We start from the raw sequence: 16,477 nt of genomic DNA, 5'->3' as shown, positions 1-16,477 counted from the left end.
TATTCGCATTGTATTCTTTTCAACCTATCAGGACTATCGTAAAAATTTTCTAATAAATTCTAACCCTTGACCGTATTTTTTTTCAAGTTCTATGAAAATAATTTCATCGTTCTCGTCAAAAGCATTAGAAAGTTTTAATATGGTAATATATAGAACAAAATAGATTATAAATATTAAAAGTCCTAGCCATATACGCTGGGGTTCATATAACAATGAGAGAAGCCCCGATAACCCAATCCCAACCAAGGTGATTTTCGTAAATACCATAGAAAACGGTTGGATTTTATAGAATAGCCACAATTCAGTCAGAGTAATGGCATTAAAAAGGAAATATGAAAAAGCAGTTGCGATTGCGCCACCAAAGATTCCATATTTTTGAATGAGAAAAAAATTGAGTATGACATTCACGGATAAGGAAACCAAGGTATTTATTAAATGTAGTTTTGTTCGGCCGATGACGACCATCAGATTGTTTGCTGGGCCCACTGAGGCTGAAAAGAGGTAACCCAATGCAATAATCTGGAGAACGAGTGTTGCCTCGGCAAATTGTTTGCCGAATACTACCAGAATAAAAAACCGCGGAAAAAAAAATATTAAGGAAAACAACGGAACAGTTAATAGATAAATCCACTTAGTGGAGATAGAATAAATTGAATCTAAGGTTGAGTAATCATTTTGCGCAAACTTTTCTGTCATGGCTGGCAAAAGGAATGGGGAAAAACTAGTGATGATGAGTGTTAATAGTTCACCGATCGGAACAGCAGCGTTGTAAATTCCCACATCTGCTTGGCTCTTAAAGTAAGCAATCATTAAGGTATCAACCCTAAAGAGCATTTTATAAACTATTGCTGCCACAACTAATGGCCAAGAGAATCGAAAGAGTGCCTTAACCTCGCGGAGTTCGAACGAAAGTCTGGTAGTTCTAATGGGCTCGGTCGAGAAAATAGCAATGGTGCTGATGGTTCCAATCAGAAAAAAGGTGCAAAGATATACTAGTCCAAGATAACGGACTGGAAAGTTTTGCCAAATAAGAATCAGTAAAAAGAATAAAATCAGAGCAAATCTTCCGACATCGCGTATCAGGGAAAATGGAACCATCTTTTTGAGGCCTCTATACACATTTGCCGAAAGTTGCAACCACACATAAAATGTTAACCCGACTCCGAAATAATTAATGAAGGAGGCCATCGCCTTATTGTGGAAATAGTGAAGGGCAATCGGTTCACTGAATAAAACTAATAACACACCAAAAAACAGGCTCAATGTGGTGCTTAATGAATAACCGGCAAATAGCATATTTTTGAGGCTTTTTTTCTTGCCTGTATTTAGATAATATGCAATTTGTCGTGGTATAGAAGTTGAAAATCCCAGGAGCGCAATCGTAGACAAAATTGTAAAAAGCGCAAGAGCTGATTGTAAATGGCCATACCCTTCCGGCCCATATACTCTGCCGATAATTGCACGGATGACAAACCCTAGAAAACGGGAAAGGAGCATGCTAAAAAAAACTATCCCGGCTCCTTTAGCAATTCCCCGAACGAGTCGTTTGTGGTTGAGTTTTTCGCCCGACATGCTGCAATTATAGCAATTCAGCAGTATAATCCATAGCTGGATTTCTTTATATTACCGAACAATCACCGATTAACAGGTAAGAAAAGAAGCTTCCATGAAAGCCTACCGCACCGCCGGCCGCATGAAGGCCTTTTTATTTATTCTCGCCATCCTGATTGTTTTGGGTGCGTTGATCTATACCCAGTCACTGGTGAATCGGATGAGGGATGACGCCCGGGAGTTCCTGAACTTCTACGCCGATGTGTACGCCCGGGCAGCGTCTGAATTCGAAGGCGAGGACTACAGCTTCATCTTTGAGCAGATTATCCAGCGGATCAACTTTCCCATAATCATCAGTAATGAGCGGAACAGCCGACCGACAGCGTGGAAAAATATCGGAATCGATCCAACGGATCACAGTCAGGAGGCCATCGACAAAATCACAGAAAGAATGCACCAGATGGATGAATCCACCGACCCGATTCCGCTGACATATGAAGATATTGTCCTCGGATACATCCACTATGGTGATTCGAATCTCATCCGGGAGCTCCAGTGGCTTCCATTTATTGAGATTGGGGTGGTGGCCCTGTTTATTCTGATTGGCTACATGGGCTACCAAACCATCCGGAAGAGCGAACAACGGCTCATTTGGGTGGGGATGGCCCGGGAGACGGCACATCAGCTCGGGACGCCAATTTCCTCGCTGCTGGGGTGGATTGAATTGCTGCGTGAGCAAAAAGGTGACGAATCAATCAAGGAGATTACTTCGAGTATGCGCCAGGATGTCCATCGGCTGGAGCAGATTGCCGCGCGGTTTTCCCAAATCAGTACTCAGGCCCATCTCAAGGAAGAGAATTTGGGGGAAATAATCCGCAACGTCACCGAATATATCGAGCGGCGTCTGCCGCGCATCGGTAAAAATGTAGAGTTGCAGCTGGACTGTGATTTGGATTTCGAATTTCCCATGAATCCGGAGCTCATGGCGTGGGCGCTGGAAAACCTCATTAAAAATGGGATCGACGCCATCGAGAAAAAAACCGGTACGATCACGATCAAATGCGATCATCCTGAGGGGAACAGATTGACAATTGATGTAATTGATACCGGCAAAGGAATCGCCGATTCCGGCGATCGTAAGAATATCTTTAAACCGGGATATTCCACGAAAAAGCGCGGCTGGGGGCTCGGGCTTTCGTTAACCAAACGGATTATCGAGGAATATCATAAGGGGAAACTGGAACTTATTGACTCTGTGCCCGGCGAAGGTACACAAATCCGCATCACCCTCTATCCCGGATCTTTGGATTCCAGAAAAAACAAGAGAAATAGCCGCGGCTGACCCGGACGATTACGACAGTTCTCACAATCTATTGGAATTACCTCTTTATTCTTTCATCGGTGGGCACTAATTTTCTTATACAAAAGAGCTTACAAACCCGATGAAATTATAGCAGAGGAGAAGTGAATATGAAAAAATTATTTCGTACGCATACCGCGGAAGCACACTGTGATATCCCGTGCGGCGTCTATGAAAACGACTCCATCAAGCATGCCGCGGAGACGGTCTTCAAGATGGCAACCAAAATGCACGACCTTGATCAGCCGGGGCCGGATGCTTCACACGACGAAGTCGTGGCGTACCACAACACCATGTCACGGTATGTCCAGGTGAAAGAAGAATATGCACACGAATGTAAAGAGCAGCTGCTAATTCTCTGGACGGATTTTTTCAAGCCGGAGCACCTGGAAAAGTATCCGGAATTGCATAACAAAGTTTGGAATACAACCAAGCTCTGCTCCAAGGTAAAGCGTGAAGGTACCGTTGAGGCCGCAAAGGAACTGAAGGCCGCAGTCGGTGAGATCGCGAAGATTTTTGAGGAAGTCCAGGGGAGCAGCGCCACGTACGAATACTAAATGAGACTGTATCGAATTACCGGTCAAAGCATGGCGCCCTCGCTTCGCGAGGGCGCTCGTGTTTTTGTCACCCGCTGGGGCAGGAAACGGGTTGGTGATGTCGTAGTTCTCCGGCATCCGTCACGACAGACAATTCACACAGTCAAACGTATTGTCCAGCGTCTGGATACCCAGTTCTACGTGGAAGGAGACAATATAAACGCTTCCACGGACGGTCGGCACTTCGGCAGAGTAAAGGCCGAGGATATAGTTGGTAAGGTCCTTTTTCAGTATCACCCTACATTTCGTTGGTATCTTTAGACAGAGTAAAAGAGTTACACATTCAGGTCAGCAAGGAGTGCTTTCCTGGAAGCAGGTTCGACTTCTACCGTATGAGTGTACTCCGGATTTTCAGTCGCAAAAGCCATCGATCGTGTATCATTCGCAATCGCCTGGATTGCGTCGTCGGTCAGCTGAAATTCGACAAAAGCCACCGGAGATCTCCGGTCCGGAGTAATGGTTCCTGTAACGATTTCTTCGCCGTTAAATTGTATTTTCAATCCGGTTTGGGCTAATGCCGGTAGCAGGTTCAACCGGGGTTGAATATTTTCTTTTTTTGGAATCCGGAGTACGAGGTTACCGGACAGGTGCCCGTCCTCCGGCAACAGGGTATTGTACTCCTTTATGACCGACCGTAAGGCATCATCATCCGCAATTCGCTGGCTCCGAAGAAAGTCTTGTAGCTGAAACAATACGGTCCGATAGGTGTGTATCCGCAAAATGAGGTGGGGGCCAAGGTAAAACGTACGAACCTCCTGCGCCTGACGATACTCTTTGAATTGCTCTTCGCGGTGATTGTCAAAGGTATAGATATCTGTGACATTTTCCCGGGTAATCTCTAGCATAAAAATAATATGCAACGATTTCGACAGAATACAAAGCGGTCAATACTGCGCAGGACAGCCGAAATTGGCTCAGATTATCCGGAGGTGCAATCCTGACAGATCCCGTACATTTCCAATTTGTGGGAGTTGACCGTGAAACTTTCCAATGAGCCGCTCAGATTTTCAACGAATTCATCCGTATCCATTGCGACGTCGTAAATTGTGCCGCATTCCTCACAAACACAGTGAAAATGTTTAGAGCGGTTCCCATCATATCTGGTAATATTGTCGTCTAAAATGACTTCCCGAATCTGCCCCTTTTTGACGAGGTAATTGAGATTTCGGTATACGGTACCCAAACTTATGTTCGGGATTTGCTTCCGGACGGTCTCGTACACCCACTCTGCTGTGGGGTGCCGCTTGGTACCCTCCACGGCAACCAAGATAGCTTCACGTTGTCGACTGTATCGCTCTTTGGCCATTGTATTTCCTCTATTATAATACGATCTGTTCATCTGCTTCGCCGTTATATAAGTATCAGTAATCAATACTATTATAAACAGGGGCGATTTCCAATGAAAATCTTGCGTGCCATATTTGACAAGGCCGGTAGTTCGACTTTTCGGGAAAATAGAGAAGTGGTTCGGGTAAATCCGCGAATACAGACAGATTAGCCGCCGAGTGTCACATCCAGGAACATCATGACGACGAAGCCGATTAAGACACCAAAAGTCGCTTCACGTTCATATCCCTTCCGGTGGGACTCCGGAATAATTTCATTGCTGATAACATAAAGCATGGCGCCGGCGGCAAAGGCCAGTCCCCAGGGAAGCAGCGGTCTGGAGATTTGAATGATGCCTGCGCCCAAGGCGCCTCCAACCGGTTCCACAAGTCCGGAGAGCAGCGCAATCCAAAGCGCATAACCTTTGGTGTAATTGTGAGAAACTAAGGCCATAGCCACGACCAGACCCTCAGGAATATTCTGAAGTCCGATCCCGATGGCAAGCACCAGGCCGTCGTGGACATTCCCGGTGCCGAATCCAACGCCAACGGCCATGCCTTCCGGAAAATTATGGAGCGTAATTGCCAGGATAAACAGCCAGACACGTCGCAGTTTATACGTGTCAAGCCCTTCCCGCCCCTTTATAAAATGCTCATGCGGCAGGTACCTATCTCCGAGAAAGAGGAAAAATCCGCCGAGCATAATGCCGCCAACCATAACAAACGCAGCATAGGTTGTTGTTCCGCCGCCGGCAGTGGCAGCATCAATACCCGGGATAATCAGTGAAAAGGATGTGGCTGCCAGCATAACACCAGCACCGAATCCGAGCATGGTATCCTGAGCACGTTGGGAAATCGAAGTTGTGAAGAGTATCGGAAGTCCGCCAACACCGGTGGCTAAACCGGCCGCTAAACTGGCAAAAACGCCGAGATAAAATATAGGGATCACTTCTGTCAGCGATGTAATTACATCCATAAGATTTTACCGGCTATGTGTTAAAATTTGTAAAAGTCCATTTTGGAAAAATCTGATATCAAAAGCAACATGAGAATCATGCAAATGCTGACCTGTCATCTTTTGGGAGAACGACCTGTTTTCAGGACCCGCGTGATAGCGATAAGGTCTTGTTAATGCGAAATGCCCTGAGTGTCATAGGTGCGGAATTCACATGTCACTTTGGAAAGCGACCATACGCAGAAGGGGGACATTTTGCATTTCGGCCAATTTACACCGCCCGCGTTAGATGTTATTGGGGAACCCTTGTTATTCTTGACATTCGTCACAGGTGCCATAGAGCTCCAGGCGATGAGAAGAAATATCGAAATCCGGGATATTTGTCTGGATTGCCTGGATTACAGAATCGGAAGCCCCGGGGATATCCTGGATTTTGCCGCATTCGGTACAGATACAATGGTAGTGTTGCTCCATGTAGTCCTCGTAGCGCTTTATGTTATCGTCAAAGACGACCTCACGGATCTTTTCCTCCTCTGTCAGCACCCTGAGATTTCGGTAAACTGTTCCCAGACTGATATTCGGGATCGACTCCCGCACCTGTTCGTATACCATTTCAGCTGTTGGGTGATTCGAGGCACTCTTCACAACCTCGAGTATTGCGGCACGCTGACGACTATATCGTTTTGCAGGCACCATAATCTATCAAATATTATATTATATTATTTTAATTAGTAATTATTATTGTTATTAAAATAGTCGATATTGCGAGGTTGTCAAGGGTGAAATTGAGAATTATTTGCAATAAGCTGAACGTTGTTTTGTGATGGGAATGGAAGCAGTGGACTTCATAAAGAACCTTTCATCATTTCAGGATTTGTTTAATGGGATGGCCGAAAATACGTGCCCGTTTTATCCCGCCATCCAGAAAACCACGTGTGTAAACTCGTGGATGAATGGTTTTCTGGGCGGGATTCCGCCCAGACTCCGCCCAATGGCGGAGTCGAAACAGGAACCCCGGCTGTAAAGCCGGGGGCTCAATCTTATACGGGATACGAATCGCAGGTCTGCCCGGGAATCCCTATCTTTCCTTGACATTCATGGGGTGGCAGCGTAAAATTCGCAAAATAAGTCGGAAGTAAAACAAAAAGGAGACGCTTGTGTTTACTCAATTGTACGCCATGGGACAAACCGCAGAAGGACAGGAACCGAGCCTGCTCATGTCCCTGTTACCGATTATTATCATTTTTGCTATTATCTATTTTCTGATGATTCGCCCCCAGTCCAAACGGCAAAAGGAGAAGGAACAGATGCTGGAGGCCCTGAAGAAGGGGGATCGGGTTGTAACCGCGGGCGGTATTCACGGAACAATTGAAGGCTTTCGGGAGAAGGAAGGCCAGGTGATTCTCCGGATTGCCAAAGATGTAAAGATCAATGTCACCCGGAACAGCATTTCATCCACCGTTGGCGATGATGACAATGAAAAGAGCAGCTAAGCACGATCCATGATTTTGCAACTTACGCACTACGGGCAGGATATTCTGCGCAAGAAAACCAGGCGGGTGAGGGAATTCGGCGAGGCACTGGAACCGCTCATCGAGGACATGTTCGAGACCATGTACGACGCAGACGGTATTGGACTCGCCGCCAACCAAGTCGGTGTCGATAAGGCTATCGCTACCATCGATATTTCCCAGTATGATGAATCTATTGAGCCATTTGTAATCATCAATCCGGAAATTTTGGAGACAGAGGGCGACGAGGCTGTGGAAGAGGGGTGCCTGAGCATCCCGGGAGTCCATGAAGAAGTGAAACGGGCTTACCGCATTACAGTCTGTTACCAGACACCGGAGGGAGAAACCGTGGAGGAGGAGGCCGAGGATATCAAAGCACGGGTTATACAACATGAAACGGATCACCTCAATGGTTCATTCTTTGTTGATCGCCTTAGTCCGATAAAGCGCAGATTTCTGCAACGCAAACTGAATACCATTGCCCGCGAGGGTTTTCCCGCCGAGGAAGAGTAACTCACCCATCAGTTCTACTATGCGAATATTGTTTATGGGAACGCCGGATTTTGCAGTACCGTCGCTCCGAAGTCTTGTCGAAAGCCGGCATACCGTCGCAGGAGTGGTGACGGTCCCGGATAAGCCCCGGGGACGCGGTCAGCGGGTCCGCCCATCTGCAGTGAAAAAATTTGCCACCCAATATGGTTTGCCCGTTTATCAGCCAGAGAAGCTGGATGATCCCGACTTTCTGGAAATTGTCGAATCACTCCAACTGGATCTGATGGTCGTGGTTGCCTTCCGGATTTTGCCGCAATCGCTCTATTCCATTCCAGCACAGGGGGCCATTAATTTACATGCATCGCTGTTGCCAAAATATCGGGGTGCCGCGCCGATCCAGCACGCTATCATGAACGGAGAACCTGAAACCGGCGTTACAACATTTTTCCTGAAACCGTCCGTGGATACCGGCGATATTTTATTGCAGGAATCCATTGAAATCGGGCCGGACGAGACCGCGGGGTCTGTCCACGATCGGCTGGCGGAACTGGGTGCAGAAGTTGTGTTGAAAACGGTAACTGGGATCGCAGAGGACTCCATTACGCCATCACCGCAGGATGATTCCGAAGCATCGCCGGCGCCGAAGATCCGGAAAAAGCACCGAACAATCCATTGGGACACCCCGGCTTCCGAGGTTCACAATCATATCCGGGCGCTGTCGCCGTATCCGGGGGCTGTTACGCAGTGGCAGGGCGATCAACTGAAGATACTGCGCGGTCACGTTATGGACAAATTTACGGATGACGGGGATCCCGGTTCAGTCGTATCTTTGAAAGATGATACTATAGGTATCGCATGTGCCAGAGGCATCTATGGAATTACCGAACTTCAGCCTGCAGGGAAGCGCCGGATGAAGGCGGAGGACTTTCTTAACGGATATACCATCGAGATTGGAGAGCAACTCGGTTGAGTGCCCGGCGGATGGCAGTAGAGATTCTGGTGGATGCGGAACAGTCCAACTCGTATATCGATGAGGTACTCCACCGACGGTTTGGTTCCTGGAATGGCTCAGATCGGGACAGACGCTTTGCTCAGGAATTAGCTTACGGCACCACCCGGTGGCGCGGAAAATTGGATTTTATGATCGCCGGACAGTATAACGGTCAATTTCACAAGGCGGAACACCTGGTCAAAATGCTGCTTCGGAGTGGGCTGTACCAGATGCTGATGATGGACTCGGTTCCGGGGCCGGTGGCTATAAACGAAACCGTAGAACTGGCCAAAAAGTTCGGACGCAGAAAGGTCGCCGGGCTCATCAACGGTGTGCTCCGTTCGGTAAAGCGGAATATGCAGGGTATTCAGGAGGAGATTTTATCGCTGGACGACGTGAAGCGGATTAGTGTAGCTCAGTCGCATCCGGAGTGGCTGGTCAGCCGCTGGGTCGACCGCTACGGAAAAGAAGGAGCGCTCCAGCTCTGTCTCTGGGATAATCAGTCACAAAAGGTAACTCTCCGGATAAATACCGAACAAATTTCGGTGTCGGAGTTTATGGAATTATTGATTAAGCAGAACATCGTTCACCAGCGGTCCAAGCTGCTGTCCGAATTTATTATCCTGCGACAGGCTCAGGATGTACTCTGGAACGAAGAGGTTTTTCGTCCGGAATGGTACGCGGTTCAGGATCAGGCGGCCGGTTTGACGTCCCTGCTGGTGGAACCGGAGAATGGCGAGGCTGTTTTGGATTGCTGCGCAGCACCCGGCGGTAAATCGACGTATATTGCCCAGCGATTTCCGGAGGCAGATATTCTGGCGTATGACAGCGATAAAAATCGTCTGGAAAAAGTGCAATCTCTGGTAAAACGCTTGCACCAGCCCAATGTGCAGATTGAGACCGCCGATGCTACGGAATACGATTTCCCGGTGACGGATTGGGCGCTCCTGGACGTACCATGCACCGGCACCGGCGTCCTCGGCAAGCGGGCCGATGCCCGGTGGCGGCGGCGGCCGGAAGACATTCCAAGAATGGTGGAGACGCAGTCAGCCATATTACGGAATATCGCCAGAAGCGTAAAACCGGGTGGCGTTTTGGTCTACAGTACCTGCACCCTGGAGCCCGAAGAAAATTGGGGTGTTGTGGAAAAGTTCCTTGAAGAGAATCCGAACTTCCGTATTATACCGATACCGGATATGATTCCAGAGCGATTTCAGGATGAAAAGGGTGCAGTAATGGTATTACCGCACGTTCATAATATGGATGGTGCTTTTGCAGTCAGAATTCAGCGGGAGAATGAGCAGTGAAAAAGAAGTTAATTCCGGTCCTGCATTATCTTGGATCCTTTCTTCTGATTGGGCTGGTGCTGGCAGTGCTCGTCGACCAGGTGATTATGCCGTTGTACGTCAAACACGGACAAAAAGTCAACCTGCCGGATGTTCGCGGTATGAAATACGAGGAAGCCAGCGAGTTGCTGACTTCTATGGAATTCACGCCGGTCAAGGGCGACATGAAATATAATGCCGAGTTCGAGCCGGGACAGGTTATCGATCAACAGCCGGATCCGCGCGCCACGGTAAAAACCGGCCGACGGGTTTACCTCACGGTGGCCATCGCAGAAAAATTTATTGAAATGCCGACCCTTGTTGGCAAGACCGTTCGGGGAGCGAAACTGGATCTCTCACGGGTTGGCCTCCAGGTAGATACCATATTACAGGAATATTCGGACACATTCCCGGAGGATGTCATCTCGTGGCAGTCCGTCAAACCGAAGGGCTTGATTCGCCGGGGGTCAGAAGTGACGCTTCGGGTGAGCAGGGGGAGAAATCCCAATGTGTTCGAAGTGCCCGATTTGGTAGATATGAGTCTGGAAGAAGCCAAAAACCGGCTCAGCGAGGAAGGTCTAGAACTTGGTCGTTTGGAATACGTCCAAAAGCCGGATTTGGTACCGTATACCGTGCTGGAGCAATCACGGGAACCGGGACAAACGCTCACCGAACCGCGACCGGTGGATCTGAAGGTCAGCGTGCTGAACCTGAACGATATTTTTAATGAACAGATGAGGCAGCAATAGTTATGAAGAAAAAAGTTATCCCGTCCCTGTTATCCGCGGATTTTTCGAAACTGGCACAGGAGATTAAGAGCGTGGAATCCCAGGGCGCCGACTGTCTCCATCTGGACGTGATGGACGGTCACTTTGTCCCGAACCTCACCTTCGGCCCGATGATCGTGGAGGCCGTCCGGCGTATCACCGACTCATACCTCGAAGCTCACCTGATGATGGAAAATCCATCGGATTTTATACCTCGGTTTGCTGATGCCGGCGTCAACACCATCATGATTCAGCAGGAGACCTGCCCGCATCTGCACATGGATCTCGAAAGGATTCGTGACGCCGGCGCCAGGCCGGGCGTGGTGCTCAATCCGGGAACGCCCATCGAAACTATTGCCGAGGTGCTGCCCTATATCGATCAGATCCTGATTATGACAGTGAATCCGGGATTCGGCGGACAGTCGTTTATCGAATCCATGCTGGATAAAATCAGCAGGACAAAGCAGATGATCGGAAATCGGGATATTATCCTTGAGATTGATGGTGGCGTGGATCTCACGACTATTGAGCCGGCCAGAGATGCCGGAGCGGATTACTTTGTGGTGGGATCTTCCATCTTTGGAGAGTCCGATCCCGGACAATCTTATACCGAATTGTCCCAAAAACTGGGCAGGATTGCATGACTTACCGGCAGGAACTCGGTCGCAAGGCCATCCACCTCGGTTCGTCCATTATTCCTATTGCCTATTTTTTCGTCAGCAAGCCACTTATTCTGAGCCTGCTGATCCCCGCAACATTACTAACCATCACCATCGATTACGGGCGCCGCTACGTTAAGTGGATGGATACCCTCTTTAATTTCTTATTCGGATACGTGCTCCGGGACGACGAAGAGGCAGAATACTCGCTCACCGGCGGCTCGTACGTGATGCTGGCCGAAGTTATCGCCATTCTCCTGTTTCCAAAGTTTATCGCGATCGCCGGACTTCTGACCTTGTCTATTGGCGATTCAGCTGCCGCGCTGATTGGGCGCCCTTTCGGAAAGCACAAGCTTTATGGGGAAAAAACCTGGGAGGGGACTCTTGCATTCCTGATAAGCTCTGTGATTGTAGTGAGCCTCATCCCCGGAATCCCAATCTGGGCAGCCATACTTTCCTCGGTGGCGGGCGCATGCGTGGAACTCTTCTTCAACGTAGTTGATGACAATATCTTTATCCCCGTTGCCAGCGGGATAGTCCTTGTCTTGCTGGCAGTAGGGTAACGCAATCGGTTCCTTGCGTCAAATGGGTCTGCACTCTATCTTATTAAGATGATTCAGTTTGCCACACCATGGATTCTCTGGGGGGCGCTGGCTGCAGCGCTGCCAATACTTATCCACCTGTTCGGAAAGCGAAAAACCAAACAGGTGGCATTTAGTTCGCTCCGATTTCTCAAGGCGTTACAGCGGGAACAGATCCGTACGCTGAAACTCAAACAAATTCTTGTCCTTATCCTCAGGACACTCCTGATCCTTTTTCTCGTCCTGGCGTTTGCCGGGCCCAAATACGCACCGTCGTCCGCATCCGGCGTCGCGCATGATGTCACCGTCCTGGTGCTGGATAATTCTATCAGCAGCCAGGCAGAGCAGAATGGACAGCCGTACCTGACCCGGTTAAAAACGCTTGCCAGAGATGTGGCGGCGCAGCGGCAATCCTCAGAAACGGTGATCTGGACGGCGCTAATGAATTCTGAGGAACGATATGTGAGCAGCGGCGAATCCGCTCCGGAGGAATTTTTAGGTGATTTACAACCGACTCACGGAAATCCGGACGTACTGACGTGGTTTCAAAACCTGCGCGAGTGGCTGGACGAGCAACGATTCGGAGACGTGGACGTATTCCTACTGACCGATGGGCAGCAATCGCAATTTGAATCGGTGCAATCGCTTTCGCTCGATTCCTGGGGACAGAGCCGCTGGTTTATCATTAACCCCGAGCACGATATAAAACAGGCGAAAATTTCCTCCGTGCAGTTCCCCACGGAGATGCTCCAGCCGGGGATTGCGTTACCGCTGCGGGTACAGGTTGCCCGGAGCGATTCTGCCGCGCCTGTCACGACGGCAATTCAGATTACCCGGGACGGTGAAAAAATCGGGCAGTCTCTTATCGATTGGGGGGGCGGCATTGAAACGACGGAGCAATTCGAAATCCCACTGGATGAGAGCGGATTTTTCCAGCTGGAGGCATCGCTGGGAGAAGATGCATACACCGCTGATAACCGCTGGTACCTGAACGGCCACGTAGCGAGCCGAATCAACGTGGTGCTGGCCTATGAGTCACCAGAAGATGGCCTGTTCCTGGAACGGGCGTTTCGCAGTGCCGCCGAGGAGACCAGCCAGATGGAGGTGACGGTGACGGCGCCGGCACAGCTGGGCAATACCCTGCAGAGCGGTACCGATCTGGTCGTATTGGCCGGAGTGCCGCCGTCCCGAATCAGGGCTCAACTTACCGGGGCAGGAGAGAATCGGAATTTCGGTATCATGATTTTTGCCGGAAACAGCCTTCGGGGTGAAACCGGGAACCAGGATTTGCCTGGAAAAATCCCGCCAGGGCAATTCGTACAACTGGAGCAAGGCACGTTTCAGCCGGTCACCAGCGTTACCTGGGAGCATCCGGTATTTCAGAATCTCAGCTACCGGGACCGGAATACGATTCAGTTACCGCAGGTCACCCGGTTCTTCAGGATACCACAGGGGAGTTATTCCCCACTTATGACTCTGGATAACGGTGTGCCCCTTCTTATGGAAACAGAATACAACGGCAGCAAAGTGTGGTACTGGTCGACCGCGGCATCGCTGGAGTGGACTGACTTACCCAGACGGGGACTGTTTATCCCATTGATGGTGCGGGCGAGTTTTTATCTGAGCGGCACGGAAAGCCGATACGAGAATCAACTCCTCACCGGCGAACCTATCGAGTATCGCATTAAGGACGCCGATGTTGGGAACCAGCTGACACTTATAACACCGTCAGGACAGTCAGTAGTGTTGCCGGTCAGGCGCGGAACCGTGGAATATACCGCCGCAACTGTGCCCGGGCAGTATGGTCTGTATGATGGTGAGAACCTTTTAGCAACATTTTCAGTAAATATTCCGGAGTCGGAACGGGATATGGCCCGGATGACGCGTAATGACTGGCAGATTATATTTGGAGAACAGTTTGGCGCGTTACTGCAACCCGGCACAAGTGCCGGGGAATTACAGACTGCTGGTCTGGTGCACGGAACACCGCTTTGGCAGTGGCTATTTGTGCTGGCAATATTCTGTATTGCCGGCGAGATGCTTTTGACAAGAATGGATTATTCAACAAAGGAGTCCCGATAGAAAAAATGTTTGAAGAACGAAAACCGGATGTTGATTACGGATTGCTGGTAGGTGTGACGCTGACCGCCGCTGATACCTGGCAGATTCAGGATTACCTAAAGGAACTCAAGCTGCTGGCACAAACGGCCGGCATTGAAGTTCATGACACAATTACTCAAAACCGCGATTCTATCGATGCCACCTATTTTATCGGTGAGGGCAAGGCCGAAACCGTGGCAAAAATCGTCGACGAGCAGGATCTGAATGTGGTCATATTCGATGACGACCTCTCGCCGGCGCAGGTGCGCAACCTGGAAAAACTCATGGATGCCCGGGTGATGGATCGCAGTGGGCTCATTCTGCTGATTTTCCAGCAGCACGCCCGGACCAGAGAGGCCAAAACCCAGGTGGAACTGGCGCGGCTGGAGTATCTGCTGCCGAGACTGACGCGGCGATGGACCCATCTCGAGCGACAGGTCGGTGGGATTGGTGTACGCGCAGGTATGGGTGAAACTCAGATCGAGATTGATCGGCGGCTGATCCGTGATAAAATAGCCAAGCTGAAAGATGAACTGGAGAAGATGGAAAAGCAGCGGGACGTCCGCAGGGATGCACGGACTGACGAGTACCGCGTTTCTCTGGTCGGGTACACCAACGCCGGAAAATCTACGCTGATGAATCAGATGGCCGACGAGCGGGTGTTGGTACAGGATCAGCTATTTGCAACGCTGGATACGACCGTCCGGTCGGTATCACTCCGGGATTCGCATAAAATTCTCCTCTCCGATACCGTCGGATTCATACGAAAATTGCCGCATCAGCTGGTGGCCTCTTTTCGCTCCACGCTTGGAGAAGTCCGCGAAGCTGATCTTCTGCTGAAAATCGTGGACATCAGTCATCCGAAATATGCGGACCATCTCGAGACGGTGGACGAAGTCCTGCAGGATATGAACGCACTGGAAATTCCATCGATAACCGTGTTCAACAAAATCGATCTGGTGGAGGACGAAAATATGTTGGCTAAAGTGCGCCGCGAATATCCGGATGCGGTTCTCATCTCTGCGGCACGAGATATCAGAGTTAATGAAGTGGTGGACCAAATTGTTGCGAAAAAAGAGCAGGAGTACGTGGAGGATGAGGTGACGCTTTCTGTAAAATTCGGGGACAAAATTGCCGCGCTGCACGAGCATGCGGACGTCATTAGCAAGGAATACGAAAATACGAGTGTACACATTACGTACAAAGCGCATAAAAATGAGATTTCGAAAATACGAAAGATGATTTTAAGCGGATAGGAGTGTGGTGAAGTATGGAAATCCAGATTAATAATAAAAATGTAGAGATAATTCAGGGCGATATTACGGAACAGGAAACAAAAGCGGTGGTGAATGCTGCCAATAACCATCTCTGGATGGGCTCGGGTGTTGCTGGTGCCATCAAGAAAAAAGGTGGCCAGCAGATTGAAGCGAATGCAATCAAACAGGGCCCCATCAATATCGGGGAAGCCGTCATAACCGAAGCGGGAGACTTGAAGGCTGAGTATGTGATTCATGCAGCGAGTATGGGGCAGGATTTGAAGACAAATACCGATTATATCGGCAGGGCGACACTTGCTGCGCTGAAACTGGCAGAAAAGTATAGTTTGACCTCGATAAGTCTGCCTGCCATCGGAGCCGGCACCGGGGGTGTGGAAGTCCATCAGTGCGCCAGCGTGATGCTGAACCAGACCATCGAGTTTTTGCAGTCCTCCGAATCGGTGAATCACGTCCGGTTTGTGCTGTTCGACGACAATACGGAACAGGCGTTTAATGACGAGCTCCGGCACATGTTTGAACGGCATTGACAGAGTGTCGAAGTATTCTCAAGTGTTCGAGTGATAAAATGTTACCTAAAGAGATCCCTTCGGGGCGGGTGTTTCCCGGAAGGGACTCCTCCCGGAGCAAGTGTTGGAGAAATAGGGCCCGCCCTCTTTAGTTTTAGCAACTGAAGATCTTACCGTGTTAAAGTAGTCCAATTCCATTGCTCCCGTTCCTTGGCTTTTCCTCTTCCTCTTTTTTCCTTATACATTTTGAATTTTCACTCTTCGAACCCCAACACAACTCCATCCCCTAACCCCTTCCTCTTCGGAAGAGGAAGGGGAACATGATTTCGAATCACCTATATTTTCCCTGGAGTTGCAACAATAAAATGGACACCCGAAGTAGTTAGGCGGCTTGGTTGTGGAGCATCTGTGCATATTGTTCCGGACTTTGGTAGTTGAGGGTGGAGTGTTTCCGCTGGCGGTTATAGAAGATCTCGATATA

Annotated in this window: 18 protein-coding genes; 13 read left to right on the top strand and 5 right to left on the bottom strand. The window is 49.5% G+C overall.

Annotated features, from left to right (window positions below; all coding sequences use genetic code 11):
- Window positions 1-33 precede the first annotated feature (33 nt).
- Complete coding sequence (locus K9N57_16340) at window positions 34-1,572, bottom strand: flippase (protein ID MCF7805755.1); 1,539 nt, start codon at window positions 1,570-1,572, stop codon at window positions 34-36.
- 94 nt (window positions 1,573-1,666) lie between these two features.
- Here K9N57_16340 and K9N57_16335 point away from each other — a divergent pair, with 94 nt between their 5' ends.
- The 3 genes from K9N57_16335 to sodX all read left to right on the top strand — a co-directional run bounded on the left by K9N57_16335 (window position 1,667) and on the right by sodX (window position 3,768).
- Window positions 1,667-2,893, top strand: a complete 1,227-nt coding sequence (locus K9N57_16335; GenBank protein ID MCF7805754.1) for a HAMP domain-containing histidine kinase — start codon at window positions 1,667-1,669, stop codon at window positions 2,891-2,893.
- A 128-nt stretch (window positions 2,894-3,021) separates the two neighbouring features.
- On the top strand, window positions 3,022-3,468 hold the full coding sequence (gene sodN / locus K9N57_16330) for a superoxide dismutase, Ni (GenBank protein ID MCF7805753.1): 447 nt from the start codon (window positions 3,022-3,024) through the stop codon (window positions 3,466-3,468).
- Window positions 3,469-3,768 carry a nickel-type superoxide dismutase maturation protease gene (gene sodX / locus K9N57_16325; protein MCF7805752.1) on the top strand — a complete coding sequence of 100 codons (300 nt, stop codon included), beginning with the start codon at window positions 3,469-3,471 and terminating at the stop codon, window positions 3,766-3,768. It begins immediately after the preceding gene.
- 14 nt (window positions 3,769-3,782) lie between these two features.
- On the opposite strand, the gene K9N57_16320 is transcribed toward sodX, so the two are convergent.
- From K9N57_16320 to K9N57_16305, 4 genes are all read right to left on the bottom strand, one after another.
- On the bottom strand, window positions 3,783-4,352 hold the full coding sequence (locus K9N57_16320) for a DUF3501 family protein (GenBank protein MCF7805751.1): 570 nt from the start codon (window positions 4,350-4,352) through the stop codon (window positions 3,783-3,785).
- Between the two features lie 74 nt (window positions 4,353-4,426).
- Window positions 4,427-4,813 (bottom strand): transcriptional repressor, encoded by a 387-nt coding sequence (locus K9N57_16315; GenBank protein MCF7805750.1) that lies wholly within the window; start codon window positions 4,811-4,813, stop codon window positions 4,427-4,429.
- A gap of 188 nt (window positions 4,814-5,001) precedes the next feature.
- Window positions 5,002-5,808: a ZIP family metal transporter gene (locus K9N57_16310; GenBank protein ID MCF7805749.1), complete on the bottom strand. Its 807-nt coding sequence runs from the start codon at window positions 5,806-5,808 to the stop codon at window positions 5,002-5,004.
- Window positions 5,809-6,096: 288 nt separating this feature from the next.
- Window positions 6,097-6,483, bottom strand: coding sequence for a transcriptional repressor (locus K9N57_16305; protein ID MCF7805748.1), 387 nt, complete (start codon window positions 6,481-6,483; stop codon window positions 6,097-6,099).
- A gap of 482 nt (window positions 6,484-6,965) precedes the next feature.
- Here K9N57_16305 and yajC point away from each other — a divergent pair, with 482 nt between their 5' ends.
- The 10 genes from yajC to K9N57_16255 are packed head-to-tail and all read left to right on the top strand — an operon-like array spanning window position 6,966 to window position 16,017.
- Complete coding sequence (yajC, locus tag K9N57_16300) at window positions 6,966-7,280, top strand: preprotein translocase subunit YajC (GenBank protein ID MCF7805747.1); 315 nt, start codon at window positions 6,966-6,968, stop codon at window positions 7,278-7,280.
- Between the two features lie 9 nt (window positions 7,281-7,289).
- The gene (gene def / locus K9N57_16295) at window positions 7,290-7,811 is read left to right on the top strand and encodes a peptide deformylase (GenBank protein MCF7805746.1); all 522 of its coding nucleotides are present in this window, start codon (window positions 7,290-7,292) and stop codon (window positions 7,809-7,811) included.
- 19 nt (window positions 7,812-7,830) lie between these two features.
- Window positions 7,831-8,760 carry a methionyl-tRNA formyltransferase gene (gene fmt, locus K9N57_16290; GenBank protein MCF7805745.1) on the top strand — a complete coding sequence of 310 codons (930 nt, stop codon included), beginning with the start codon at window positions 7,831-7,833 and terminating at the stop codon, window positions 8,758-8,760.
- Window positions 8,761-8,771: 11 nt separating this feature from the next.
- Window positions 8,772-10,088: a 16S rRNA (cytosine(967)-C(5))-methyltransferase RsmB gene (gene rsmB, locus K9N57_16285; GenBank protein MCF7805744.1), complete on the top strand. Its 1,317-nt coding sequence runs from the start codon at window positions 8,772-8,774 to the stop codon at window positions 10,086-10,088.
- On the top strand, window positions 10,085-10,855 hold the full coding sequence (locus K9N57_16280) for a PASTA domain-containing protein (protein MCF7805743.1): 771 nt from the start codon (window positions 10,085-10,087) through the stop codon (window positions 10,853-10,855). Before rsmB ends, K9N57_16280 begins: the two co-directional genes overlap by 4 nt.
- Window positions 10,856-10,857: 2 nt before the next feature.
- On the top strand, window positions 10,858-11,517 hold the full coding sequence (gene rpe / locus K9N57_16275) for a ribulose-phosphate 3-epimerase (GenBank protein MCF7805742.1): 660 nt from the start codon (window positions 10,858-10,860) through the stop codon (window positions 11,515-11,517).
- Entirely contained in the window at window positions 11,514-12,095 is a 582-nt protein-coding gene (locus K9N57_16270) for an SEC59/DGK1/VTE5 family protein (protein MCF7805741.1), read from the top strand. The genes rpe and K9N57_16270 overlap by 4 nt, the downstream gene beginning before the upstream one ends.
- 48 nt (window positions 12,096-12,143) lie before the next feature.
- Entirely contained in the window at window positions 12,144-14,195 is a 2,052-nt protein-coding gene (locus K9N57_16265; protein ID MCF7805740.1) for a BatA domain-containing protein, read from the top strand.
- 5 nt (window positions 14,196-14,200) lie between these two features.
- On the top strand, window positions 14,201-15,469 hold the full coding sequence (hflX, locus tag K9N57_16260) for a GTPase HflX (GenBank protein ID MCF7805739.1): 1,269 nt from the start codon (window positions 14,201-14,203) through the stop codon (window positions 15,467-15,469).
- Between the two features lie 14 nt (window positions 15,470-15,483).
- Complete coding sequence (locus tag K9N57_16255; protein MCF7805738.1) at window positions 15,484-16,017, top strand: macro domain-containing protein; 534 nt, start codon at window positions 15,484-15,486, stop codon at window positions 16,015-16,017.
- The last annotated feature ends 460 nt before the right edge of the window (window positions 16,018-16,477 follow it).

Source organism: Candidatus Neomarinimicrobiota bacterium, from assembly GCA_021734025.1.
Classification (GTDB): Bacteria; Fidelibacterota; JAANXI01; order JAANXI01; family JAANXI01; genus JAANXI01.
Note: the sequence above shows the minus strand (reverse complement) of the source record. Positions and strands in the feature narration are given on the sequence as shown.